Below are 21,397 nucleotides of genomic sequence, written 5' to 3'. Positions count from 1 at the left end.
GCGCCGTCAGGCGGCTTCCGCCGTCCCGTCCGGTGTGCCGTCCGGTGTGCCGTCCGATGTGCCGTGCGGTGTGCCGTGCGGTGTGCCGAGCCGTGTGTCATCCAGGGCTCCACCCGGCGTCTCATCCGGCGTCTGATCCGGCTTCTCATCCGACCCGTCCCCCTCGGTGACCGAGTGCCTCTCGCACACGGAATCGGAAGGGGAGCGTACGGGCCCCGGTGATGCCCGTTCGTGGGCCCGTGGGCCCAACTCGGGCCCAAACTGGAGCGATTGGATGCGGAATTCGACCAAATGGAATATTAATTGAAACGGCAGTGAACAACTGACTGCTTCGCCCGCTTTGCCGGAGGCTGCCACCCGTATCCCTGGCATCGTCATCTGATAGGTGTTCTCTGCGCAGTACGAGGTGGATAAAGTGCTGAAGCAGAAGCACGGAGCAGGAGACAGAACTGCGGCCGTCGGGACTCCGGCGGCCGGAGCCGAACGGGGAACCAGCGTGCCGACCGCGATTGCTGTCACCAGTCCTGATCTGGTGCTACCACCGACGGACCAGCAGACGCCGACCGCGGCGCTGCTCCAGTCACCCGACGCCCAGCCACTGGACGCCGCGCTCGCCGACATGCAGGTTCTCGTGGAGCAGCACGGCTACGTCGTGGCGCTCTACCCCGCGTCGATCACGGCGGCTCACGAACGACGCCTGCACACCGTCCGGTCGGTCCTGGAGACCGACCGGATCGCCCTGCTCAAGCTCGATCTGCCGCCGCTCGGCGTGGCCGTACTGGTGCGCCAGCTGCGGCAATTGTCCATCTGTGACTTCAGTGCCGGAATCGTCGCTTCCGCGGCCCGGCTGCTCTCGCACTACATCTACGCCGGGGCGCAGCTCAACTCCGTGACCAGGCTCGACCGGGTGCCCGTGAGTCTCAAGACCCATGCGAAGTCCTGGGTGCCCGGATCCCAGTTCGGGGTGCTCGCCAACCCGTCGCCCCAACTGATCAAGATCGGCGGAGCCGGAAAACTCGCGGGCCCCGACTTCGGGACCCAACTCATCGTCGGAAAAGGGCAGTTGCAGTCCGACTGGGTGACCAAGACCCTCGCGCCCGCGTGGCGCGTCCAGGGGATCCAGGAAAGTGCTCTCCCGGCGGATTCTCCGCGCTGGTGGGGGACTTCCAAGATGGTCGAGTTCGCCGCGTTCCTGCCGGACATCTCCGTCCTCTATCAGCTGGTCTCCTCCGTACGAAGAGAGGTGTGTTCCTGGTGCGGCATCGAACTCATAGGTGATCGCTGCGGATTCTGTTCGGCTCCACTGACACCGCCGGAGAACCAAATGGGCGCCGCCGGTGTCCTGAACCACGGAACATCCACCTAGGCGTACGCGCCGCGCGTGCGGCACCCCTCACGACCCGCTCACGACCGGGGCGCTCTCCTCGCGCTCCTCCGGCCCCAGGGCCCCGTTTCCTCCCCCGGCTCCCGATACCCCCGATCCAATCGTCAGACTCCCCCGCTCCCGCTTCACACACCAATTCGACACACCGATTTCACACGTCGGTCTCCTTCTCAGCCCTGACACCCCGCCCTCACACTCACGTCACCGAACGAGGTTGCTCCGCCCATGAATTCACGGCAACGCCGCGGCGTCATACTCCTTCTTCTCTCGGTCCTCTGCGCCTTCGCCGCGTTCGCCGGTGTCCTCTCCGTGATCAGCGACGTGAATTCGAAGGTCGGACCCGAGGTGTCCGCGTACCGGCTGAAGGCGGACGTCGCGCCGTACACCCCGCTCACCGAGGGGCAGTTCGAGAAGATCAGCATGCCGAAGCGCTGGCTCTCCGAGAACGCGGTGACCGATCTGGCCGTCGTCAACGGAAAGATCGCCGTCACCCAGCTCAAGCAGGGCTCGCTGCTCCAGGACGACATGATCGTCAACCGGCCCGCGCTCGCCAACGACGAGCAGGAAATCGCGATCATGATCGACGCGTCGACCGGTGTCGCCGGGAAGATCCTGCCGGGTGACCTGGTCAACATCTTCGCGACCTTCGCCGCCGAGAACAAGGACGCCCAGGCCCAGTCACGGATCATCGTCCCCAACGCCAAGGTCCTCGAGGTCGGCAAGCTCACCGCACTCCAGCCCGACGAGAGCAGCAGCAACCGCAGCGCGGCCACCAAGGCGGTGCCGATCACCTTCGCGCTGAAGACCAAGGACGCCCAGCGCGTCGCGTACGCCGAGTCCTTCGCGAAGCACGTACGCCTCGCGCTCCTCGCCGACGGCAGCCCCACCACGCTGCGCCCGGGGGAGAACACCTACACCCTCGAAGGGGACAAGTGAGGGACGTATGAGCACCAGAATCCTGCCGGTCGTCGGGGACGCCGACGCCGCCCGGTCCATCACGACTCTGCTCAGTCAGCTCCCTGACGCCGAACCGGCCGCACCGGTCGGCGACTCCACCTCGCTGATCGACACCCTGGCCAGGCTGGCCGCCGAGTCGATCGACGAGCTGCCGGAAGTGGTCCTGGTCCATGAGCGGATCGGTCCGGTACCGGCGCTCGAACTGATCCGGGAAGTGGCCCTGCGCTTCCCGGCCGTCGGGGTCATCCTCGTCACCACGGACGCCGGTCCCGGCTTCTTCGCGGCCGCGATGGACTCCGGCGCCCGGGGTCTGGTCGGACTGCCGCTCTCGTACGAGGAACTCGCCCAGCGCGTACAGGCTGCGGCGGCCTGGTCGGTGGGTGTACGGCGCCATCTCGGCCAGGGCGCCGATGTGTTCACCGGCCCCGGCGGTACGGTCATCACCGTCAGCGGCGCGAAGGGCGGCGTGGGCACGACCATGGTCGCCGTCCAGCTGGCCCTGGCGGCGCGGGCGTCCGGCATGAACACCGCGCTCGCGGACCTCGACCTCCAGGCCGGCGACATCGCCTCGTACCTCGATGTGCAGTTCCGGCGGTCGATCGTGGACCTCGCCACCATCCAGGACATATCTCCCCGGGTGCTCCAGGACGCGGTCTACATCCACCCGAGCGGCATAGGGATGCTGCTGGCGCCGGGGGAGGGGGAGCGCGGCGAGGAGGTCAACGAACGGTCCGTACGGCAGATCGTCAGCGCGCTGCGCAACCGCTACGAGGTCGTCATCATCGACTGCGGCACCCAGATGAACAGCGCCAACGCCGCCGCGATCGAGATGGCCGACACCACCCTGCTGCTGACGACCCCCGATGTGGTGTCGGTCCGGGCGGCGAAGCGCATGGTGCGGCTGTGGGACCGGCTCCAGATCCGCAAGGCGGAGGAGACCGTGATCGTCGTCAACCGCCACACGCGCAACACCGAGATCCAGCCGCCGCTGATCGAACGGATCACCAGCACCCGTGTCGCGCGCGTGACGATCCCGGCCAACTTCAAGGAACTGCAGTCCGCGGTCGACGCCGGCCGGATGCAGGACCTGGAGTCCAGGTCCACGGTGAAGCAGGCGATGTGGGGGCTGGCCGGGGAACTGGGCCTGGTGAAAACGCCCGAAGGCGGGGAGAAAAGCAGCAAGTTCAAGGGAGACCGCGGATCGGTCGGGGTCCTGCGCGGACGATCGAAGCAGCACGACTGATGAGGCCAGCCCACCCGCCGGAGGGGGAGCGTTGAAGCATGAGTGTCCCAAGAGCAGACGTACGACGATACGGAGAGGGCCCGGCCGCGCGGCCGGGCGACGGCGGCTCGCGCGCTGAGCGGCCGAGCGACGGCGAGCGCTTGCGTGGCGAGCGCTTGTGTGGCGGCCGTCCGCGGGGCGACCGCCTGCGTGGTGACCGGTCGCGGGGCGCGTGGCTGCGCTCTGTGCGGCTTCGTGGCGCGCGGCTCTGTGACGCGCGGCTTCGTGGCGCGCGGCTTCGTGACGACCGGGGGCAGCTCGCCGTCGAGTTCGTCGGCATGGTGCCGATCATCCTGGGCACGGTGATCCTGCTCTGGCAGGCCGCCCTGGTCGGCTACACCTTCTCGCTCGCGGGCAACGCGGCGGACGAGGCGGTGCGGGCGGGCACGGTCGCCGAGACGGAGACGCTCGCCGCGGCCTGCGAGCGGGCCGGGACCGAGAACCTTCCCGGGGCCTGGAGCGCCACGATCAGCTGCTCGGACGACCCCGACACCGGTCTGGTGGAGGCCGAGGTCGAACTCGAAGTGCCGGTGCTCTTCCCCGGCTTCAACATCCCGGTCACCGTCCCGGGCCAGGCCTCGGCCGTAAGGGAGAGCTGACCCATGGTGAAGCGCACAGCGCGCGGCACGCGCGAACGCGGCACGCGCGAACAGGGCCAGATCGCCCTCGAATACGTCGGCGTCATCACCCTGCTGCTCGTCCTCGCCCTCGCCGCGATCCAGCTCGGGCTGGCCGGGTACGCCGTGACGCAGGCGAGCACGGCGGCGCGGACAGCGGCCCGAGCAGCCACGTACAACGATGTCAACCTGTCACCTCAAGCGGCCGGCGAGGCCGCGACGAGCGACTGGCTGACGGTCAACATCCCGGATCCGAACATCAGCGGCGACGAGGTGACGGTCACCGCGGAGGTCACGATCCCGGCCATCCTGCCCGGCATGGACCTTCCCAAGGCCAAGAGGAGCGCCACCATGCCCCTCGACTGACCCGGGCGTCCGGCCGCACGCTGGTCATGGACGCGACCACCGCATCACCACCGCATCACCGCACCACCCGAGCACACCAGCAGAACCTGGGAGTTGAGGACATGAGCCTGCGGGCGCGCATCAACAGCCCCGAGCCGACGAACGGGCACAGCGAGGAGAGTCTCCTCGTCGGGGTCTACCGCGCCAAGCTCCTGGAGGAGATCGACCTCGCCGAGATGTCCGCGCTCGCCGCGGCCGAGCGCCGGGCCCGCCTCGAACGGGTCCTGAGCCACATCATCAGCAGGGAGGGCCCGGTCCTCTCGACCGTCGAGCGGTCCCAGCTCATCCGCCGGGTCGTCGACGAGGCCCTCGGTCTCGGCATCCTGGAGCCCCTGCTCGAAGACGCCTCCATCAGCGAGATCATGGTGAACGGCGCGGACCAGGTCTTCGTCGAGCGCGGCGGCCGGCTGGAGCAGCTGCCGATGCGGTTCACCTCCAACGAGCAGCTGATGCAGACCATCGAGCGCATCGTCTCCACGGTCAACCGCCGTGTGGACGAGGCGAATCCGATGGTCGACGCCCGACTGCCGTCCGGCGAGCGTGTGAACGTGATCATTCCGCCGCTCTCGCTGACCGGGCCGATCCTCACCATCCGGCGCTTCCCGAGGGCCTTCACCCTTCAGGAGATGATCGGCCTCGGTTCGCTGGACGAGCAGATGATGGTCCTGCTGTCCGGTCTGGTGCGTGCCAAGTTCAACGTGATCGTCTCCGGCGCCACCGGCACCGGCAAGACGACGCTGCTCAACGCCCTCTCCGGACTCATCCCCGACGGCGAGCGCATCGTCACCATCGAGGACTCCGCCGAACTCCAGCTCCAGCAGTCCCATGTGATCACGCTGGAGAGCCGCCCCTCGAACGTGGAGGGCAAGGGCCAGGTCACCATCCGCGACCTCGTACGCAACTCCCTGCGTATGCGCCCCGACCGCATCATCGTCGGTGAGGTCCGTGGCGGCGAGACGCTCGACATGCTCCAGGCGATGTCCACCGGTCACGACGGCTCGCTCGCCACCGTCCACGCCAACAGCGCCGAGGACGCTCTGATGCGACTCCAGACCCTGGCCTCCATGTCGGAGGTCGAGATCCCGTTCGTGGCGATCAAGGACCAGATCAACAGCGCCGTCGATGTCATCGTGCAGCTCACCCGGCACGCCGACGGCTCCCGCCGGGTGACCGAGATCGCCATCGTGGACTCACACGGCCGCGAGGAGTACCGGATCGTCTCCGTCTGCCGCTATATCGCCCAGCCGGTGTCCGCGGACGGGCGGGTGCACGGGAAGTTCGAGTACTACCCGCTGCCGCGCCGGATCGCCGACCGTCTCTACCTCAAGAGCGAACCCGTCCCGCCGGCCTTCGGGGTCGCTGTCGCGGAGGAGGAGCTGGCCGTACGCAAATCGGCGGCCTGAACCGATCCGACGCCCCCCGCCCCTGGCCCCGGCCCCGCCGCCCCGCCCCAACATCGTCCACTCTTCACCTCGTCCACCGAGAAGGTCCCGCACGACATGGATAATCTCCCGCTCCTGACGATCGGCGTCACGCTGCTCACCTGTGTGCTCGCTGTTATCGGCGTGCACATCTACTCGTCGGGGAAGGCCCAGCGGCAGGTACTCGTCGCGCGCATGTCCCAGACGGGACAGATCTCCACGGTGTCCGGCCGCCGCCGGCACTTCGTCGGTGTCGACCAGTGGCTCCGTACGACGAAGCTCGGCAAGCGCATCGAGCGCAAGATCGCGGTGACGGGCCTCGATCTGACCCCCGGCGAGTACTTCGTGTACGTCGTGGCCGGGCTGCTCGCGCTGTACTTCAGCATCGGCGCGATCTTCGCCCAGTTCTTCGGCATCCTGGCGGCGCTGATCGGCATCTGGGGCGCCAACGCCTTCCTCAACTGGCAGCGCACCAAGCGCACGGAAGCCTTCATCAACCAGCTGCCCGAGCTGACCCGCGTGCTCGCCAACGCCACCCAGGCCGGACTGGCCCTGCGTACCGCGCTGGCGATGGCGGCCGAGGAACTCGACGACCCGGCGGGCGAGGAACTGCGCAAGGTCGCCGACCAGCTCGCCGTCGGCCAGTCCATGGACGACGCGCTCGGCGAGCTGTCCGACCGGCTGCCCTCACGTGAACTGGTCGTCCTCGTCACCACGCTGGTGCTCTCCAGCCGGGCCGGCGGCCAGGTGGTGAGTTCGCTGCGCAACCTCACGGAGACGCTGGACGAGCGCAAGGAAACCCGCCGAGAGGTCAAGACCATGCTCTCCCAGATCAAGGTCACCGCCGTGGCGGTGCCGATGCTCGGACTCGGCTTCCTGCTGGTGATCAACGCCATGTCATCCGGAGCGCTGGACAAGATGACGGGAACGGTGCTCGGCCAGGCCGCGGTCGTGGTCGCCTTCGCGATGTACGGCGTGGGCTTCTTCCTGATCCAGCGCATGTCCCGCGTCCAGGTCTGATTCCGGGTCCGAGGAAGGAGGAGAGAGAACATGATGGGTCTACTGCTCGCGGTCGTCGTCGGACTGTCCGTCTACGGAGCGTTCCAGGGCGTCCGCCTCTACCGCGCGGACGCCAAACTGCCCAGCGACCTCGCCATCGCGCTGGAGGTCGGCGCCACCCGCACCACCGCCGTCGGCTCCGGCATAGACCGGCTCGGGATGCGTTACGCCCCGTCCGTGCTCCGCATGATGGGGCCCAAGCGCGTCGACGCGCTGCGGCGCCGCCTCGACATGGCGGGCAACCCCGGCGGTATAACGGTGGACCGCTACGCCGCCCGGCGCGCGGTCTACGGCATCCTGGGCGTGCTGGCGGCGCTGGCGCTGGTGATGCGCGGGCAGCCGATCATCGCCCTCATCGCGCTCGCGTACGGCCTGGTGTGGACGGACGTCATCATCCGCTCGCACATCGCCCGCAGGAAAGAGGACATCGAGCGCACGCTGCCCGACTTCCTCGATGTCCTCGCCGTCGTCGTTTCCGCCGGTCTCGGCTTCCGTCAGGCGCTGGAGCGCGTCGCGGAGAAGTACAAGGGCCCCTGGTCCGACGAACTCCGCATCACGCTGCGCCAGATGGACATGGGTGTCAGCCGGCGCGAGGCGTTCGACCAGCTGCGCAAGCGCAACGCCTCCGAGCAGGTGTCGATGTTCGTCACGGCGCTCCAGCAGGGCGAGGAGCTGGGTGCCCCGATCGTGGACACCCTGATACAGATCGCCAACGACATGCGCCGCACCGACGCGCAGAACGCGCGGCGCCGGGCCGCCCAGGCCATCCCGAAGACCACGCTCGTCGTCACGATGGTCATGCTCCCGGCCACCATGCTGTTGATCGTCCTCAGCTTCTACTACGGTTCCGGCGTCGACTTCGGGGACATCCTCGGCTAGTGACTCCAGCACCACATGGCCTCAGCACCGATGACCAATGACCAACGACCAGTGACGCGTGAGCCCGATCCCCAGTACGGGAGGTGACCCCCATCATGGCCCAGAAGACCATCATTCTCGCGGGCGGCAACAGCAGTGAGGTGCCGCGTTCGGTCACCGCCGACCCGAAGCACGTGCCGGCACTGCCGATCCAGGTGAACGCCCTTCAGGCGCTGTGCCGGCAGGTCTTCGGTTTCCGTCTGGCGATGATCGCGCTCGCCGCCCCCTTCGCCCTCAGGAGTACGGCATCAGGGGTGGGGATCTGGCTCGTCGGCTCGGCCGTACTCGTCACGTTCATGGTCTCGTACGTCCTGCTGCGTGACTGGGAGCGCTTCGGACCTTTTCTGCTGCGCCACCCCGCACTGCTCGCCGCCGATACGTTCTTCGGCGCCCTGCTGCTGGCCACGGCGTCCCCGGACTCGACGCTCGCGTACGTCACCATGTGCACCCCGCTGCTCGCCGGGCTGGTGTACGGCTGGCGCGGCGCCGCGCTCTTCGCCGTACTCCAGTCGCTGATCGTCGCCGGGGCGTACGCCGTCAACAACGAGGCGGAGGCGGGATTCAACGCGCTGCTGCTCCCGGGGCTGTGCGTCATGGCGGGCGCGATCGGCAGCACCCTGCGCAATCTGATGCTCGGTTTCGGCACCGCGAGCCAGGCGCTGACCGAGGCCCGCGCCCGGCTCGCGGTCAGCGGCGCGGTCGAGGAGGAACGAGCGAGGCTCGCCCGTGAGATGCACGACTCCGTCGCCAAGACCCTGCACGGCCTGGCCATGGCGGCGGACGGCCTGGCGAGCTCGGCGGACCGGATGGAACCGCGCACCATCAAGCACCAGGCCGAACTGGTGGCACGCTCGGCGCGCCGGGCCGCCGCCGAATCACGCGAGCTGCTTTCGGACCTGCGACGGGAGTCCGGGCTGGACGGCGGCATCGACGTCCTGGGCGAACTCCACTCCCGTACCGATGACTTCGGCCGCCGCCACGGCATGTCCGCCACCTTCCGGCGGCTCGGTGACACCTCCGTACCGCCGATCCCGCATGCCGTGGCCCGGCACGCGCTGACCATCGCCACCGAGGCGATGGAGAACGCGCAGCGCCACGCGAAGGCCGAATCCGTCACTGTCTCGGCGGGCGTGGCCGGGGATGTGCTGCGTATCAGCGTCTACGACGACGGTCAGGGCCTGCCGCCCGGCACCACCCTCAACGATCTGCGGCGGGCCGGGCACTTCGGACTGGTCGGCATGGTCGAGCGGGCCGCCTCCATCGGCGCGCGTATCCGCATCGGCAGGGGCCGGGCCGCGAAGGGTACGGAGGTACGGCTGGAACTGCCGCTCAACGCCCTGCGACCTACAGGAGAGGAACAGCGGCCACAGAGCCCTGTCCCGCAGCTGAACTGAACCTGATCCGATCCGATCCGAGTAGACCTGAACAGACCTGAAGCACCACCCATTCGTCCCCACACTTGAGAGGAGGCCGCAGCCATGCCGGACGACATCTCCAGCACTTCCGGGCAACACTGGACGCAGCAGGCCCATGCCTCGCAGCACACGTCCTCGCACGCCACACCGCTCAGCTCGGAACAGACCGCCGGAGCCCCCGCATCCGCACCGCCGGCGGCATCCGGAGAACTCCCCGACTTCCCCCATACGATGCCGGCCGCGCCGGCCCTGCGCGTCGTGGTCGCCGACGACAACCCCGTGGTACGGGCGGGCCTCACCGTCCTGCTGTCCGGACGCGACGACATCGAGGTCGTCGCGGAGGCCCAGGACGGCCGCCAGGCGTATGAACAGGCCGTACAGCACCGGCCGGACGTGATCCTGCTCGATGTGCGTATGCCGGGGGTGGACGGGATCTCCGCCCTGCCTCATCTGGTGCGGCTGGCCCCGGTCCTGATGATGACGTACAGCCGTGAGAGCGAGATCGTCCACGAGGCGCTGAGGCTGGGCGCGGGCGGGTATCTCGTCCACGGCGAGTTCACGGCGGACCAACTGGTCGCGGCGGTACGGGACGTCAAGCAGGGCAGGGCCCACTTCACCTACTCCGCGTCCAGCGCGCTGCTGGCGACGGTACGGGGCGGTGCCGGCGGGCGGCCGGAGGGCGGGCAGCTGCCGGAGGGCCTGGGTACGGCGTTCACGGGCCCCGGTTATTTGCCGAGCGTTCCCGAGCAAACGTCTGCGTCTGCACATGCAATGCCTCCGGGGCATCCGCCGTACTTTCCGTCAACCAATGTCCAGGCTGGCGTGGTTGATCCGGAGTTGAACGCACAACAATTTGCTCAAGACCCTTCGCTTTCGCAAGCGAATGTGGGACATTCTCTTCAGGGGCGGCAACCGTCCGGGGCCTCGGCGGCCCTGTACTCCGAACTGAGCCAGCGGGAGGTGGAGATCATGGACCTGATCGGGTCGGGAATGACCAATCAGCAGATCGCCGCGGCCTGCTTCATCAGCCAGAAGACCGTCAAGAACCACATCAATCGCATCTTCGCCAAGCTCAACGCGGGCAGCCGCGGGGAGGCCATCGCCCTGTGGCACGGCATCACGCGCGGGGGGTCGGCGAGCCATGGCTGAACGCGCGCGAGACGACCAGGCGACGGGAACGGCGGGCTCCGGGATACCGGATTCCGTGCTGCCGGGCTCCGTGCTGCCGGGCTCCGCGATACCCGGCGGGGCCCAATCCCCGCGTTGGGCCCTGGGTTGGGCCCTCAGGCCCATGCTGAGGGGTGCTTCCCCGGCGTACGTTTCTCATGTCGCCAGCGAGACCGGCCGGGAGGAAGCCGGAAACGCGAACGACACCAAAGACTCGTACGAGTCGGCCGGTACACGGCCGGCCGACACCGGAGGAGAACACCATGTCGAACATCACGCTGAAGGCCGCCACCAACGCCAAGCTCTACGTCGGCACCTGGGCGAACACGGCCGTCACGGCGATGAAGCGCCGCAGCGACAAGGGTCAGGGCGCCGTCGAGTACGTGGGCGTGATCGTTCTGGTGGCGCTGATCATCGTGGCCATCGTGGGCACGGGTGTGGCGGACGACATCGCGAACGGCCTGTCCGACAAGGTCAGCGAGATCCTCGACGCCAGCTGACCATGAGCGATTCTCGCGAGTCAGGGCAGGCCGCCCCCATCTACATCACGATGGTGGCGGGCCTGCTCTTTCTCGCGCTCGCGCTCTTCGCGGTCGGTCAGGCCGGTGCGAAACACAGTGGTGCGCAGTCCGCGGCGGACGCCGCGGCCTTGGCGGCAGCCCAGGAGTCACGCGACGACTTCGTCAGCCTGAACATCCTGGGGAATCTGGGGAATCTGCTGAACCCCGAATTTTTGGACGACATCTTCAACGGCAACCCCGTGGGCACCCCGGTCGGGTGCCAGGCAGCGGCGCGCTTCGCCGACCGGAACGAGGCTGTTCTGGACGGCGAAGTCAACGGCTGTCTGCCCTTGGGGGACAGGTGGGGCTTCGAGGTCCATGTCAGGACCCAGAAGCCGATGGGTGCCACCATCCTGCCGGGAATCGCGGACAAGAAGGCCGAAGCGTCGGCCACGGCGGTCGTGGAACCCCGGTGCACCTTCGTGCCCGCTGAAGATGAGGAGAATCCGCCCACAGAAGGCGACGAATCGCCGCCGGACGAGGACAACCCGGGCGACACCGAGCCGGTGTCGCCCGGCTCGCTGGACTGTGGTGACGACACTATGTGGGAGATCGATCCGGAGCATCTCGATGACCTCGATCTGCTCCCGGACTCTGCCGATCTATTCTCCGTCCGACTGGCCCAGGACTGACCACCGCGAGTGAACGCAAAGGAACAGGATTAATGAGTCTGTGGCATGGGGCGAAGGCCCGTAGGGCGGCCGGGGCCGCTCTCGCTGTCGTGGCGCTGAGCATCTCCCTGACAGCCTGTGGGGGCGGCGACGCGGACAACAAGCAGAACGCCGGGGCGTCGTCCTCCGCTCCTGGAGACGAGAAGCCCAAGGAGGGTGAGGGGGACGGCGGGACCACCGTCCCCGATACCAGCAAGACCTTGGCGACGATCAACGGCAGCAACGGGTTCCAGTTCGTCATCCACACCGCGATCCGCGATGAGGGTGGCTTCCTCACGGTGACGGGGACGATCAAGAACACCAGCGGCAGTGACCAGTCGGCCCCGGTCCAGTGGAACGGCTCGGAGTCGCAGGTGAAGCGGACGGGCCGTTCCCTGGCGGGTATGACGCTGGTGGACAAAGCGGAGAAGAAGCGTTACTACGTCCTGCGCGACACGGACGGCTACCCGCTGACCACGACCGGCATCAGCCGAATCGACGGCGGTGGGAGTGAGGCATTCTTCGCCCAGTTCCCGGCCCCGCCGTCGTCCACGACCCAGGTCGACCTCCAACTGCCGCTGATGCCCTCCGCGACGATTGAGATCTCCTGATGCGTGCCACGACGACGCCCCGCGCGCGCAGGGCATCCAGGCGCCCGGCGGCGACGGCCCTCGCCGCCGTCGTGCTCTTCGCCAGTGTGCAGTTCACCATGGCACCCGGTGCGCACGCCGACGAGACCCCCAGTACGCCACCCGGCACCGAGTCGACCTCGCCGCCACCTCAGGTCGACGGCAACGCTTCCGGCCTCAAGCTCCGCGCGGGTGCCACCCTCGCGCCGGCCAAGGTGCTCGACATCATCTCGGTCATCGAGTCCGAGGGCGGCGAAGAGCGCCGCGAGGACACGAACGAGAACGTGAAGTTCGCGCTCCAGGCCGAGGTCCTCTTCGGCAAGGACAGCGCCAAGCTGTCGTCCGCCGCGAACTCCCGTATCGCCGCCATCGCCGAGGAGATCAAGAAGCAGGGCGCGACGAAGGTCCGGGTCTTCGGCTTCACGGACAACCTCGGCTCCTCCGCGCATGGAGACGTGCTCTCCAAGCAGCGTGCCGAAGCCGTGCACGGTGTTCTGCAGCAGCAACTGACCTCCGCCGGGATCACCTTCGAGATCCGCGGCTACGGCGAGCAGTACCCGATCGCCGACAACAGCTCCGAAGAAGGCCGCAAGAAGAACCGTCGCGTGGAGGTCTCCTTCCCGCGCGGGGAGAGCTGACAGCTTTCCGGCTCAGCTGCTGATGAGGGGGCGGGTCCGCGACTGGTTCGCGGACCCGCCCCCTCGGCGCGTACGGGGTCAGAGCAGGTGGTCGGCCTTGCCGGCCTTGATCTCGCGGATCAGATTGCGCAGGGCGTCGCTGCTGTCGGTGAGGTACTGGTCCTCCTGGCCGCGTACGGAGATGTAGCCGTTGCCGTCGTCGTCCGTGCCTATGCGGAAGCAGTTGTTTCCCTCGCCGCAGAAGGCGTCTTCCCAGTGGATCTCTGACATGTCGACCTCTCAGAGCTCGTGTGCGATCCCGTGGATGAAGTCACGTGACTGTGCGGTGCTCAGAGCGTGCGTCTCCATCCAAGCGAAGTGAGCGCGGTATTTTACGAGTTCGCCCTCGGCGTGGCTGAATACGGGGCCGTGGGCCGAGTCGAGCTGAACGGTGTCCAACTGCGGCACCGGTCCCTCGGCATAGAGGACGGCGTGACCCGCGCCCGGGAAGGCCCCGGCCTGAACCGGCAGTACGCGGAGTTCGATGTTCTCTTGCTCGGACATGGCACACAGATGCCGAAGCTGCTCCCGGGTGGCGCGGCGGCCCCCGAACTGCATGCGGAGCGCCGCTTCATGTACGTACCCGGCGTACCGCACCGGGTCGGGCCGGTCGAGCACCCGCCGACGTTCGAGCCGGTGGGCGACGCGCAGTTCGATGTCGGACGCGGGGAGCGGAGGGAGCACCGCGGTGAAGACGGCGCGTGCGTATTCGCTCAGGTGCAGCAGCCCCGGAAGATGAACTGTCTGGAGCGTACTCAGGCGCGTGGCATGCCATTCCAACTCGGCGATGTCCAGGAGCCCTTCGGGCAGTGCGCCCCGGTACGCCTCCCACCACCCCTTGCCTCTGGCCATCGCCATTGCGGCGAGGGCGTCGACCAGGGCCTTGTCCTCGCACCCGTAGTTGCCGGAGAGCGTACGTACGCGTTCGACGCTGAGTCCGGATCGGCCGGACTCCATGTTGGGCACGTTGGTGCGCGGAACCTCCAGCAACCCGGCGGCGAACTCCGTGGTCATACCCGCAGCCAGGCGCATCTTCCGCAGCTCGGCGCCGAGCCGGCGTTGACGCTCCGTGGGTGAACTCCTCGGCGGCATTCCGCCCCTCCCGCCCATTCCTGCCTGAGTGATCCCAGTCTGCCGGTGGGTGCTTACCCGCTCAACCGCGGCACGACGACGTTCATCAAAGAGTAGTACACGTACTCCCGCATGCCCTACAGTCGGTAACGCGCCGCTCACGCAGATGAGTGGGGAGTGCGTCACGCGGTCCTGCCCGTATCTCCTTCCCTGGGAGGGGCGGTCCCGCGTCAGGGAGACAAGCCGCTGCTCAGCCGCGTCGCGGCGAACGACCCAACTCGCCCCGTCCGAGGGAGACATCCATGCCGCTCACGCGCGCCACGCACTGCCCGGTGGCCCAACCCGTCCTCGCCAACGCGGGGCTCGCCGGCCGCCGCCGCCACCGCCCGCCCCGCCCTGAGGGCCTGGCTTACAGCCTCACTCTTCCCGGCGAACCGCACTGCGCGGCGACCGCGCGTGCCGCGATCCGGTCCGCGCTCTCCGTGCACGGGCTCGCCCCGTACGCGGACCTGGCCGCGCTCGCCGCGACGGAACTGATCGGCACAGCCGTCAAACTGACGCCGGGCCGGGAGCTCCATCTCTCCCTGCGCCACCGCGCGGGCGCCCTCCGCCTTGTCCTCTGGGACCAGCATCCGCACCACACCGACCCCGACGACGTGAGCCTCTGCGCTGCACGCCGCCGGGACGCGCTCTGGTTGCTGGCCGCGTGCGTCGACGACTGCGGGGGCGAGTGGGGTACGGCCGAGGCGGAGCCGCCGCAGCGGGGCGTCAAGTCCTGGGCGGTACTGCCGTGTCGGCGCATCGAGGGACGCGGCGGGGTGCGCCTCTGAACCGACCATCGTGGGGCCGGGGCCCGGGACGTACTGTCTGCGGGTCCCGGGCTCCGCACGCTCACCGTCCAGGCGGTGCCGCTTTCAGGGGGAGGGGGACGGGATCGGGGTAGTCGCGGACCAGAAGTCGGAGGGGACGGAGGGATCAGGGACCTTCGGCCCGTCGAAGGGGGTCCCGTTGGCTTCCGTTTTGGGTGGGGCGACCTCCGACTCGATGAAGCACGGGGTGACGACGCTGAAGAAGAACTGCCCCTTGCCGCCGACAAGGACACTCATGCGGAAGTCCTCGGGGGTACTGGCGTTGATGGCCGGGAATTCCTTGCTGGTGTTCATGCTGGTGATCGTGTACCCCTGTTTCTTCCAGTGGCGTTCCACCACGCCGAGCAGACTGCCGCGTCTGGCTTCCGAGACGATGGTCATGACCGCAGTGCGCCGGGTTACGGAGCCGGTCTTCTTGCCGTCGATGGTGTATTCGCCGCACCCGCCGTCCGTGGATCCGTCATGCACCCAGTTCAAAGCCGGCTGGACCGACGACATGGTGCTCAGCATGATCGCGTCGGCCTTCTCGGCTGCCTTCTGAAGACTGATCTTGCTGACCACGTGCTTTTCCTCTCCTTGCTCTCCTGGCATTCCCAGGTTGGAGCATCCGGCTGTGCTGATCGTGAGAGCCGTGATCAGAGCAATACGTAACACCTTCACCGAGGCTCCTCGGTCGAGATCTGATCGCTGCGCCCCGCGACGATCAGTGCAATGTTCTGGGCGGACATTGGGTCCTTTACGGGGTCGAAGTAGTTCGAGTGGGCAGGCGTGGCCCCTTGGCCGTCGATGTACGGGCGCGGTCCGTCATCCACCTTGAAGCGTTGTGCCCCGAAGTCCTCGTGCGCCGGGTCCGTACCGAACCAGAGCTGACTCTCGTCCTCCGACGACATGTATCCGGCTATGCCACCCACGACACCGCCAGCCACGCCACCGACGACGCCACCGATCGGCCCTCCTACGCCCAGCCCCAGGACGGCTCCGGCGGAGGCGCCGCCCACTACACCGGCGCCAAGAGCACTTGACTCGTCCTCACTCGGCAGCATGGTCACCGGGTCGTGGTCCGCGGCACCGACATACACATGGCCCTTGCCGACACCGAGGTCCTCAACGGAATCCGCTCCGGTGCCGGGGCTGCCGAGCAGGACGATGTCGTCGGCTCCTGGGATGCCGCCGTCCCGCTGCGCTGCCTGTCCCACGGTAAATGAACCGTACGAATGGCCGATGGCGGTGACATGCGGGTCAGGATTGTGGTTCGTGACCGAGATGCCCGCCATGAAGTCGTTGTACGCGACGGCCCCGGCCTTGCCGTCACGCTCGAACATCACGCCCACATTGTCGATCACATTCTCGGCGGGCATCTGCGGTGCGTCGTATCCGAGCCATACGATGGCCGCGCTGGAATCGTCGATGTCGCTGGCGGCTTTGGCGGTGTCGCGCGCTCGCTTCACATCGTTGCGCGCGAACGCCTCATCCAATGACGTCCCGAGCCCCGGAACATAAGCGGACACATTCCTCGACGCATCAGGGTTGCCGAACGACACGATCGCGCGGCCGTTGCCCTCGTCCCCGATGCCCAGCAGATACATCGGCGGCACGCCCTTCTCCGGCTCCGCCCGTAACTGCCCGTCGATCGACTTCAGTCCCGCCAGCTGGGCCCGTGCCTTCTCCCCGTCCTGACCCTCCAACTTGCCGATCAGCAACTGCAAGTTGTCTCTGTTGGCCGTGTCGCGGACCTCGGAGGGAATGCCGTCCAAGTTGCCGATCTCATTCGGGTACACCGCGAGATACTCCTCGCGCTGCTCCTGCGTGAGGGACGTCCACCAGGCATTGCGTTCCGCCGGGGACTTGTCGTTAGGGATGTCCTTCTTCAAGTAGTCGTCCGCCGCGCCCCGCACGGCCGCGGCGTCCGCCGCGGCATCCGTCCACGTCTTCGTGTCGACGGTGAGACCGGGGGCGGCCTTGAGCTTGCCGAGTGTCGCGCTGAAGCGGGTGTCGATGTCCTGGGCCTCGCTGACCGCCCGCAGGATACGGTCGGCGATGGCCTGGGCCTTGGCGTGGTGGGGGTTGGGATTGCTGAGCAGCGGTCCGCCCGAGGGGGCTCCCGGTGAGGGGCCGTACGGCGTGCCCAGGGGAGACCCGTTCGTGCTGCCGCCCGGGAGCTCCTTGCCGTCGATGATGTTCTCTCCACCGGCCGGGTAACTGACGGATCCGTCCGCGTGCACGGTGAACCTCAGGTCCGCCGCGTCCTCCAGAGCGTCTTTCAACCGCCTCTGCGCGCCGCTCAGTTCGAAGGCGAGGCTGTTCAGCGTCGTACGGACCAGCCCGCACTCCGTATAGAGATACTCGAAGTTCCTGTCGAGCCGCTTCAGCCGCCCGAGTGCGGCCGTCGCCGCCTCCCCCTTCTGCGACGTCGCGAGCTGGTTGGTCATCTCGTTGCTCACCCGGTCGCGAGCCGCGTCGGCCCTGTTGCTGACCTCGCCCCAGCCGTCTGCCGCGTCCTGGAGCTCCGACCACTTCAGGTCGCGTAATCGCTGCCATGTCAGCACAGCGGTCATTTCTCCTTCGGTTCACTCGGTTCACTCGGTGTGTTGATTTCCCGCAGCGAGGATTTCACCTTCGTGTCCCGCTCTCCCAAGTCCTTGCCGACCTGGCGCAGCTTCGGGGCCAGGGACCCGCACTCGTCCCGTACGGAGCTCAGACGGTCCTCCCAGGAGGTCAGGACCGACTTCAGTACGCCGGAACTCGCCAGGCCCTCGGTGGCCGCCGTGACACCCGTATGAGCGGACGTCAACCTGCTCTTCGCGGTCGTGGTGCTCGTCCGTAAGGCTTCGGCGACGCCGGCCGCGGTCGTCCAGGGCCCGTCGCTGTGCTCCAGATCGCTGCGGGAAGCCGCGCCGCCGGAACCGCCGGAACCGCCGGAACCGCCCGAACCGCCCGCCGATGCCAACGACATCGGCCCGCTCGCGGCACTCTGCCTTTCCTGACCGGCCAGATCGATCAGCTCTCGCCAGGATTCCGAGTACGCCTCGGTCGCCATGCTCGCCCCTCCCCATTTGCACCTGTTACGACGTGCGCCGGATCAAACTATCGAACCCCCGTCCTCCGCTTGCCGCGCACGAGTCCGGGTTTGGGCCCTGGGACTCAAGACGGGGGAGGCACGCGCACCTAACCTGGGTGTATGTCGCCATCGGGGGTAGTGCGTCAGTTTCGTCGTGTGCGCGGTCGCGTGCGTCGGCGCGTGCGGAAGTCCATGCCGCGTACCGAGGCCAGGCTGCTCGGGCTGCGCCGGGCGCGGCGCGGGTGCCGGGGGCAGCGGGGACAGGGGGCCGTCGAGTACGTCGGTCTCGTGGCCGTCGTCGCCGCGATCGTCGGCACGCTGGTGGTCACGGGCGTGGGGCCGACGATCGCCGAAGGTCTCGGCACGCAGGTGTGCCGGATCACCGGTGGCGACAACTGCGGTGGCGGCGGGGGAGGGGAAGACAACACCGACGCCCCAGGGGACGAGACAGACGGCACCAGCGGCACCAGCGACACAGACGACACAGGCGACAGAGGTGGCGGCACCGGCGGCGAGAAGCCCCAGACCCAGATCGACTACGAGGCCGCCCTCAAGGAACTCCAGGATGCCCAGGCCGCCGAGAAGTCCGACTCCGACAAGGCCAAGGAGGCCGCGAAGGAGCTGGCGAAGATCCTGGCCGACGAGCTGGGGATCACCGACGCCCTGGACTGCGTCACCAAGGGGGACATGGGCGCCTGTACGGAGACGCTCGTCAACGTACTGCTCAGCCTCATCGGCGGCGCCGTGGGCAAGCTCGCGGCGAAGTACGGGGCGCCATGGAAGTGGAAGAAGGCCGTCGAGCTGGTCAGAAAGCTGAAGAAGCACGGCGGTGATCTGTACGACGGCATCAAGGGCCTGATCAAGAACCGCAAACGCGTCAGCGAGGCCGAGGACAGACTCGCCGACGCGAAGCGGAAACTCGACGCCGAGAACAAGGGCAAACCCAAAGAAGGCGACAAAGAAGGCGACAAGGAGACACCGGACAAGAAACCCACCACGTGCCCCGTCCGGCACAGCTTCCTGCCCGGTACGCCGGTCCTGCTCGCCGATGGCACACGACGGGCCATCGACCGTGTCCCCGTGGGCACGCGCGTCCTGGCCACCGACCCGCTGACGGGCGTGACGGAGCCCCGCGCGGTGCGGCGGACCATCATCACGTACGACGACAAGCACTTCACCCGGCTCACGGTCCTGGACGGCGGCGTACCGGCGCGCCTCACGGCCACGGACACGCACCCGTTCTGGCTGAGCGGCGAGCGCCGCTGGGCGGAGGCCGGCGAGATCTCCCCGGGTGACGAGCTGCGTACGCCGACGGGCTCGACGCGTACGGTCACCGCCGTCTCCCGCTACACCCAGCGGCAGACCACCTACGACCTGACCGTCGAGGGCATCCACACCTACTACGTGGGGATCGGCTCCGCCGCCGCGCTCGTCCACAACAACGACTGCGACATGTCCCCGGAGGACGTCGACGCGGCCAGGAAGCCGAACGTCGGCGAGGGCGACGCCAAGAAGTTCAAGGACCACTTCCTGCGGCACAAGAAGCTCATCGAGGACGCCCTCGGTACGAAGTACAAGAAGCTGAAGGAGGACGGCCCCCGGTTCCGTGAGGACATCGGAAAGGCCATCAAGGACGGCACATTCGAGCTGGTCGGGAAGGGTACGTTGAAGAAGGGCGAGCCTGAGGGGCTGATCTATCGTGGCAAGGGCGTGACGGTCGTCCTGCGGGAGAACGGCGACTTCTGGACGGCGCTCAAGAGCGGCGAAGGACTGGACACCTCGATCGAGATCACCCAGAAGGTGCCCAAGAAGAAGTAGCAGACCTAAGAAGAAGCCGTAGAAGAAGACGAAGAAGTGGCCGAAGAAGTGGCCGAAGCAGCGGAAGAACACGGGGAGAAGGGGTAGCCGGGATGAGTAGCCAGTGGCGGCCGGTCGAAGAGGCGCTCCGCGCCCACCATGTCCGCGATGTGCTCGTCCCCGGCTGGGTCGACCGGGACGGCGACGTACCGGAGTTCCGGCCGCAGCCGATGGCCGTATGGCTGCGGCTGGACGACGGACTGCTGCGGTTCGAGTCCGTCGGCCAGTACGACCGGCTGGCCTCGGCCCGGGTGCCGGCCATCAGCTGGTCGGACATCGGGGTACTGGCCGACGCCGAGGACGAGGTGATCGTCGCCTCGTACGGCGAACAGCTCTTCGGCGACGGCAGGAGCGAGTGGCGCTGTACGCGGATCCGGGTCTATCCGGGCGGCGGGGCGGAGTGCAGATGCCTCGCCCTGGACTTCGAGGGCGGCCACACGCTCTTCCTCGACCCCACCTGGACGTTCGGTATCCGGCTCGGCAACGAGGCGCAGGAGAAGTGCTGGGTGGAGCTGTACGGGGACGGTGCGTGCGGAGTCGAGACCACGCTCGTGCCGGGCCGATAAACGAGGGCCGATGAACGAGGGCCGGCAAGCGAGGGCCGGCAAGCGCGGGCCGGTACGGATCGGACAAGCACCGAACGGACAGGCACGGATCAGCCGGACCAGGAGCCGAGTTTGGGCCCGGACCCACGCGCGTACCGGGTCCCAGGGCCCATGACCACGTGCCCCGGAACGCATAGCGTCCGCATCGCTGGAGTCGCGTACGTCCAGGACACAGAACCCGGACGCCCACGCGCGAGCCGCCGGAGTCGTCGACGGGGGAACGTGCACATGCTCTGCAACTTCTTGATCAGCCAACCGCTCGAACCGTCCGAGCTGATCGCCGCACTGGCGCACGCCACAGGCGTGCGGCCCGGCCAGGTGGACGTGTGCGCCGAGGAGGACGGCCAGGACGCACGCGACTGGGAGGCGTTCGTCCTCTGTACGCACCACCGGGTACGGGGCGATGTGGTGATGAGCCTGGACGTACAGGTGCAGCCCGCGACCGTCGCGTACGGCGCGCCCGAGACCGAGGCGGAGCTGGCCGCGGCCCTCGCCGCCCGTACGGGGGCCGCGGTGCTCTATCCGGACGAACACGTCGACCCGGAGACGTACTGGCTGGCGGCCCCGGCCGGTGGATCGCCCGCCCCGGTGGTGACCCGGGCGCGGCTGGTGGCCGCGGTGGTCGCCCCGGATGTGACCGCGGCGGATGAGCGGCCGATATACACCGTGGACGCCGTGGAGACGGCGGTGGCCGCCTTCCCCGCCGCCGAGGTGACCCCGCTCGGCGAGCCGGCCGTGATGGCGGCCGATACGCCGGCCGACATGAACGCGCCCGGCGGCACGAGCCAGTGAGGAG

Annotated in this window: 23 protein-coding genes; 18 read left to right on the top strand and 5 right to left on the bottom strand. The window is 68.1% G+C overall.

The annotated features are described in order from the left end of the window. Positions 1-496 precede the first annotated feature (496 nt). The 14 genes from CU044_RS22945 (at position 497) to CU044_RS22880 (ending at position 13,102) form a co-directional block, all read left to right on the top strand. Complete coding sequence (locus CU044_RS22945) at positions 497-1,366, top strand: hypothetical protein (RefSeq protein ID WP_129770601.1); 870 nt, start codon at positions 497-499, stop codon at positions 1,364-1,366. Positions 1,367-1,609: 243 nt separating this feature from the next. Continuing rightward, positions 1,610-2,320 (top strand): Flp pilus assembly protein CpaB, encoded by a 711-nt coding sequence (cpaB, locus tag CU044_RS22940; RefSeq protein ID WP_129770600.1) that lies wholly within the window; start codon positions 1,610-1,612, stop codon positions 2,318-2,320. A 7-nt stretch (positions 2,321-2,327) separates the two neighbouring features. Further along, on the top strand, positions 2,328-3,584 hold the full coding sequence (locus CU044_RS22935) for an AAA family ATPase (protein ID WP_129770599.1): 1,257 nt from the start codon (positions 2,328-2,330) through the stop codon (positions 3,582-3,584). Between the two features lie 224 nt (positions 3,585-3,808). Beyond that, positions 3,809-4,222, top strand: a complete 414-nt coding sequence (locus tag CU044_RS22930) for a TadE family protein (RefSeq protein WP_129770598.1) — start codon at positions 3,809-3,811, stop codon at positions 4,220-4,222. A 3-nt stretch (positions 4,223-4,225) separates the two neighbouring features. Then, entirely contained in the window at positions 4,226-4,606 is a 381-nt protein-coding gene (locus CU044_RS22925; protein WP_129770597.1) for a TadE/TadG family type IV pilus assembly protein, read from the top strand. A gap of 101 nt (positions 4,607-4,707) precedes the next feature. Beyond that, a complete protein-coding gene (locus CU044_RS22920; RefSeq protein WP_129770596.1) occupies positions 4,708-6,048 on the top strand; it encodes a CpaF family protein in 1,341 nt (446 codons plus the stop codon). A 96-nt stretch (positions 6,049-6,144) separates the two neighbouring features. Next, complete coding sequence (locus CU044_RS22915) at positions 6,145-7,086, top strand: type II secretion system F family protein (protein WP_129770595.1); 942 nt, start codon at positions 6,145-6,147, stop codon at positions 7,084-7,086. Between the two features lie 33 nt (positions 7,087-7,119). Further along, complete coding sequence (locus CU044_RS22910; RefSeq protein ID WP_129770905.1) at positions 7,120-8,004, top strand: DUF5936 domain-containing protein; 885 nt, start codon at positions 7,120-7,122, stop codon at positions 8,002-8,004. Between the two features lie 95 nt (positions 8,005-8,099). Next, on the top strand, positions 8,100-9,437 hold the full coding sequence (locus CU044_RS22905) for a histidine kinase (protein ID WP_129770594.1): 1,338 nt from the start codon (positions 8,100-8,102) through the stop codon (positions 9,435-9,437). Between the two features lie 84 nt (positions 9,438-9,521). Beyond that, entirely contained in the window at positions 9,522-10,607 is a 1,086-nt protein-coding gene (locus CU044_RS22900; protein ID WP_129770593.1) for a response regulator transcription factor, read from the top strand. Positions 10,608-10,888: 281 nt separating this feature from the next. Then, a complete protein-coding gene (locus tag CU044_RS22895) occupies positions 10,889-11,125 on the top strand; it encodes a hypothetical protein (RefSeq protein ID WP_030353018.1) in 237 nt (78 codons plus the stop codon). Between the two features lie 2 nt (positions 11,126-11,127). Then, positions 11,128-11,817 (top strand): pilus assembly protein TadG-related protein, encoded by a 690-nt coding sequence (locus CU044_RS22890; protein WP_129770592.1) that lies wholly within the window; start codon positions 11,128-11,130, stop codon positions 11,815-11,817. A 32-nt stretch (positions 11,818-11,849) separates the two neighbouring features. Continuing rightward, on the top strand, positions 11,850-12,446 hold the full coding sequence (locus CU044_RS22885; RefSeq protein ID WP_129770591.1) for a hypothetical protein: 597 nt from the start codon (positions 11,850-11,852) through the stop codon (positions 12,444-12,446). Positions 12,447-12,544: 98 nt separating this feature from the next. After that, on the top strand, positions 12,545-13,102 hold the full coding sequence (locus tag CU044_RS22880; protein ID WP_240045814.1) for an OmpA family protein: 558 nt from the start codon (positions 12,545-12,547) through the stop codon (positions 13,100-13,102). 78 nt (positions 13,103-13,180) lie between these two features. Here CU044_RS22880 and CU044_RS22875 read toward each other — a convergent pair whose 3' ends face one another. Continuing rightward, positions 13,181-13,372: a hypothetical protein gene (locus CU044_RS22875; protein ID WP_129770589.1), complete on the bottom strand. Its 192-nt coding sequence runs from the start codon at positions 13,370-13,372 to the stop codon at positions 13,181-13,183. A gap of 9 nt (positions 13,373-13,381) precedes the next feature. Continuing rightward, the gene (locus CU044_RS22870) at positions 13,382-14,233 is read right to left on the bottom strand and encodes a helix-turn-helix transcriptional regulator (RefSeq protein ID WP_129770588.1); all 852 of its coding nucleotides are present in this window, start codon (positions 14,231-14,233) and stop codon (positions 13,382-13,384) included. A 281-nt stretch (positions 14,234-14,514) separates the two neighbouring features. Between CU044_RS22870 and CU044_RS22865 the strand changes: the two genes are divergently transcribed. Next, entirely contained in the window at positions 14,515-15,042 is a 528-nt protein-coding gene (locus CU044_RS22865; RefSeq protein ID WP_240045776.1) for an ATP-binding protein, read from the top strand. 84 nt (positions 15,043-15,126) lie between these two features. On the opposite strand, the gene CU044_RS22860 is transcribed toward CU044_RS22865, so the two are convergent. Genes CU044_RS22860 through CU044_RS22850 form a run of 3 tightly spaced genes read right to left on the bottom strand, consistent with a single transcriptional unit; the run spans position 15,127 to position 18,118 of the window. Next, positions 15,127-15,741, bottom strand: coding sequence for a hypothetical protein (locus tag CU044_RS22860; RefSeq protein ID WP_240045775.1), 615 nt, complete (start codon positions 15,739-15,741; stop codon positions 15,127-15,129). After that, positions 15,738-17,636, bottom strand: coding sequence for an alpha/beta hydrolase (locus tag CU044_RS22855; protein ID WP_129770587.1), 1,899 nt, complete (start codon positions 17,634-17,636; stop codon positions 15,738-15,740). Before CU044_RS22855 ends, CU044_RS22860 begins: the two co-directional genes overlap by 4 nt. Further along, positions 17,633-18,118, bottom strand: a complete 486-nt coding sequence (locus CU044_RS22850) for a hypothetical protein (protein WP_240045774.1) — start codon at positions 18,116-18,118, stop codon at positions 17,633-17,635. The genes CU044_RS22855 and CU044_RS22850 overlap by 4 nt, the downstream gene beginning before the upstream one ends. Positions 18,119-18,331: 213 nt before the next feature. Between CU044_RS22850 and CU044_RS22845 the strand changes: the two genes are divergently transcribed. The 3 genes from CU044_RS22845 to CU044_RS22835 all read left to right on the top strand — a co-directional run bounded on the left by CU044_RS22845 (position 18,332) and on the right by CU044_RS22835 (position 21,393). Next, positions 18,332-19,957 (top strand): polymorphic toxin-type HINT domain-containing protein, encoded by a 1,626-nt coding sequence (locus tag CU044_RS22845; RefSeq protein WP_129770586.1) that lies wholly within the window; start codon positions 18,332-18,334, stop codon positions 19,955-19,957. A gap of 92 nt (positions 19,958-20,049) precedes the next feature. Continuing rightward, on the top strand, positions 20,050-20,562 hold the full coding sequence (locus CU044_RS22840) for a hypothetical protein (RefSeq protein ID WP_129770585.1): 513 nt from the start codon (positions 20,050-20,052) through the stop codon (positions 20,560-20,562). Positions 20,563-20,829: 267 nt separating this feature from the next. Then, entirely contained in the window at positions 20,830-21,393 is a 564-nt protein-coding gene (locus tag CU044_RS22835; protein ID WP_129770584.1) for a hypothetical protein, read from the top strand. Positions 21,394-21,397 lie beyond the last annotated feature (4 nt).

Origin of the sequence: Streptomyces sp. L-9-10 (assembly GCF_004151105.1) — a bacterium.
Lineage (GTDB): Bacteria > Actinomycetota > Actinomycetes > Streptomycetales > Streptomycetaceae > Streptomyces.
Note: the sequence above shows the minus strand (reverse complement) of the source record. Positions and strands in the feature narration are given on the sequence as shown.

Excerpts from the sequence above, each read along its gene's own strand:
- CU044_RS22870 (WP_129770588.1), bottom strand. The coding sequence starts at position 14,233 with ATGCCGCCGAGGAGTTCACCCACGGAGCGTCAACGCCGGCTCGGCGCC.
- CU044_RS22925 (WP_129770597.1), top strand. The coding sequence starts at position 4,226 with ATGGTGAAGCGCACAGCGCGCGGCACGCGCGAACGCGGCACGCGCGAA.
- CU044_RS22880 (WP_240045814.1), top strand. The coding sequence starts at position 12,545 with ATGGCACCCGGTGCGCACGCCGACGAGACCCCCAGTACGCCACCCGGC.
- CU044_RS22855 (WP_129770587.1), bottom strand. The coding sequence starts at position 17,636 with ATGACCGCTGTGCTGACATGGCAGCGATTACGCGACCTGAAGTGGTCG.
- CU044_RS22905 (WP_129770594.1), top strand. The coding sequence starts at position 8,100 with ATGGCCCAGAAGACCATCATTCTCGCGGGCGGCAACAGCAGTGAGGTG.
- CU044_RS22895 (WP_030353018.1), top strand. The coding sequence starts at position 10,889 with ATGTCGAACATCACGCTGAAGGCCGCCACCAACGCCAAGCTCTACGTC.
- CU044_RS22935 (WP_129770599.1), top strand. The coding sequence starts at position 2,328 with ATGAGCACCAGAATCCTGCCGGTCGTCGGGGACGCCGACGCCGCCCGG.
- CU044_RS22900 (WP_129770593.1), top strand. The coding sequence starts at position 9,522 with ATGCCGGACGACATCTCCAGCACTTCCGGGCAACACTGGACGCAGCAG.
- CU044_RS22875 (WP_129770589.1), bottom strand. The coding sequence starts at position 13,372 with ATGTCAGAGATCCACTGGGAAGACGCCTTCTGCGGCGAGGGAAACAAC.
- CU044_RS22920 (WP_129770596.1), top strand. The coding sequence starts at position 4,708 with ATGAGCCTGCGGGCGCGCATCAACAGCCCCGAGCCGACGAACGGGCAC.
- CU044_RS22840 (WP_129770585.1), top strand. The coding sequence starts at position 20,050 with ATGAGTAGCCAGTGGCGGCCGGTCGAAGAGGCGCTCCGCGCCCACCAT.
- CU044_RS22850 (WP_240045774.1), bottom strand. The coding sequence starts at position 18,118 with ATGGCGACCGAGGCGTACTCGGAATCCTGGCGAGAGCTGATCGATCTG.
- CU044_RS22865 (WP_240045776.1), top strand. The coding sequence starts at position 14,515 with ATGCCGCTCACGCGCGCCACGCACTGCCCGGTGGCCCAACCCGTCCTC.
- CU044_RS22835 (WP_129770584.1), top strand. The coding sequence starts at position 20,830 with ATGCTCTGCAACTTCTTGATCAGCCAACCGCTCGAACCGTCCGAGCTG.
- CU044_RS22890 (WP_129770592.1), top strand. The coding sequence starts at position 11,128 with ATGAGCGATTCTCGCGAGTCAGGGCAGGCCGCCCCCATCTACATCACG.
- CU044_RS22915 (WP_129770595.1), top strand. The coding sequence starts at position 6,145 with ATGGATAATCTCCCGCTCCTGACGATCGGCGTCACGCTGCTCACCTGT.
- CU044_RS22885 (WP_129770591.1), top strand. The coding sequence starts at position 11,850 with ATGAGTCTGTGGCATGGGGCGAAGGCCCGTAGGGCGGCCGGGGCCGCT.
- CU044_RS22845 (WP_129770586.1), top strand. The coding sequence starts at position 18,332 with ATGCCGCGTACCGAGGCCAGGCTGCTCGGGCTGCGCCGGGCGCGGCGC.
- cpaB (WP_129770600.1), top strand. The coding sequence starts at position 1,610 with ATGAATTCACGGCAACGCCGCGGCGTCATACTCCTTCTTCTCTCGGTC.
- CU044_RS22910 (WP_129770905.1), top strand. The coding sequence starts at position 7,120 with ATGGGTCTACTGCTCGCGGTCGTCGTCGGACTGTCCGTCTACGGAGCG.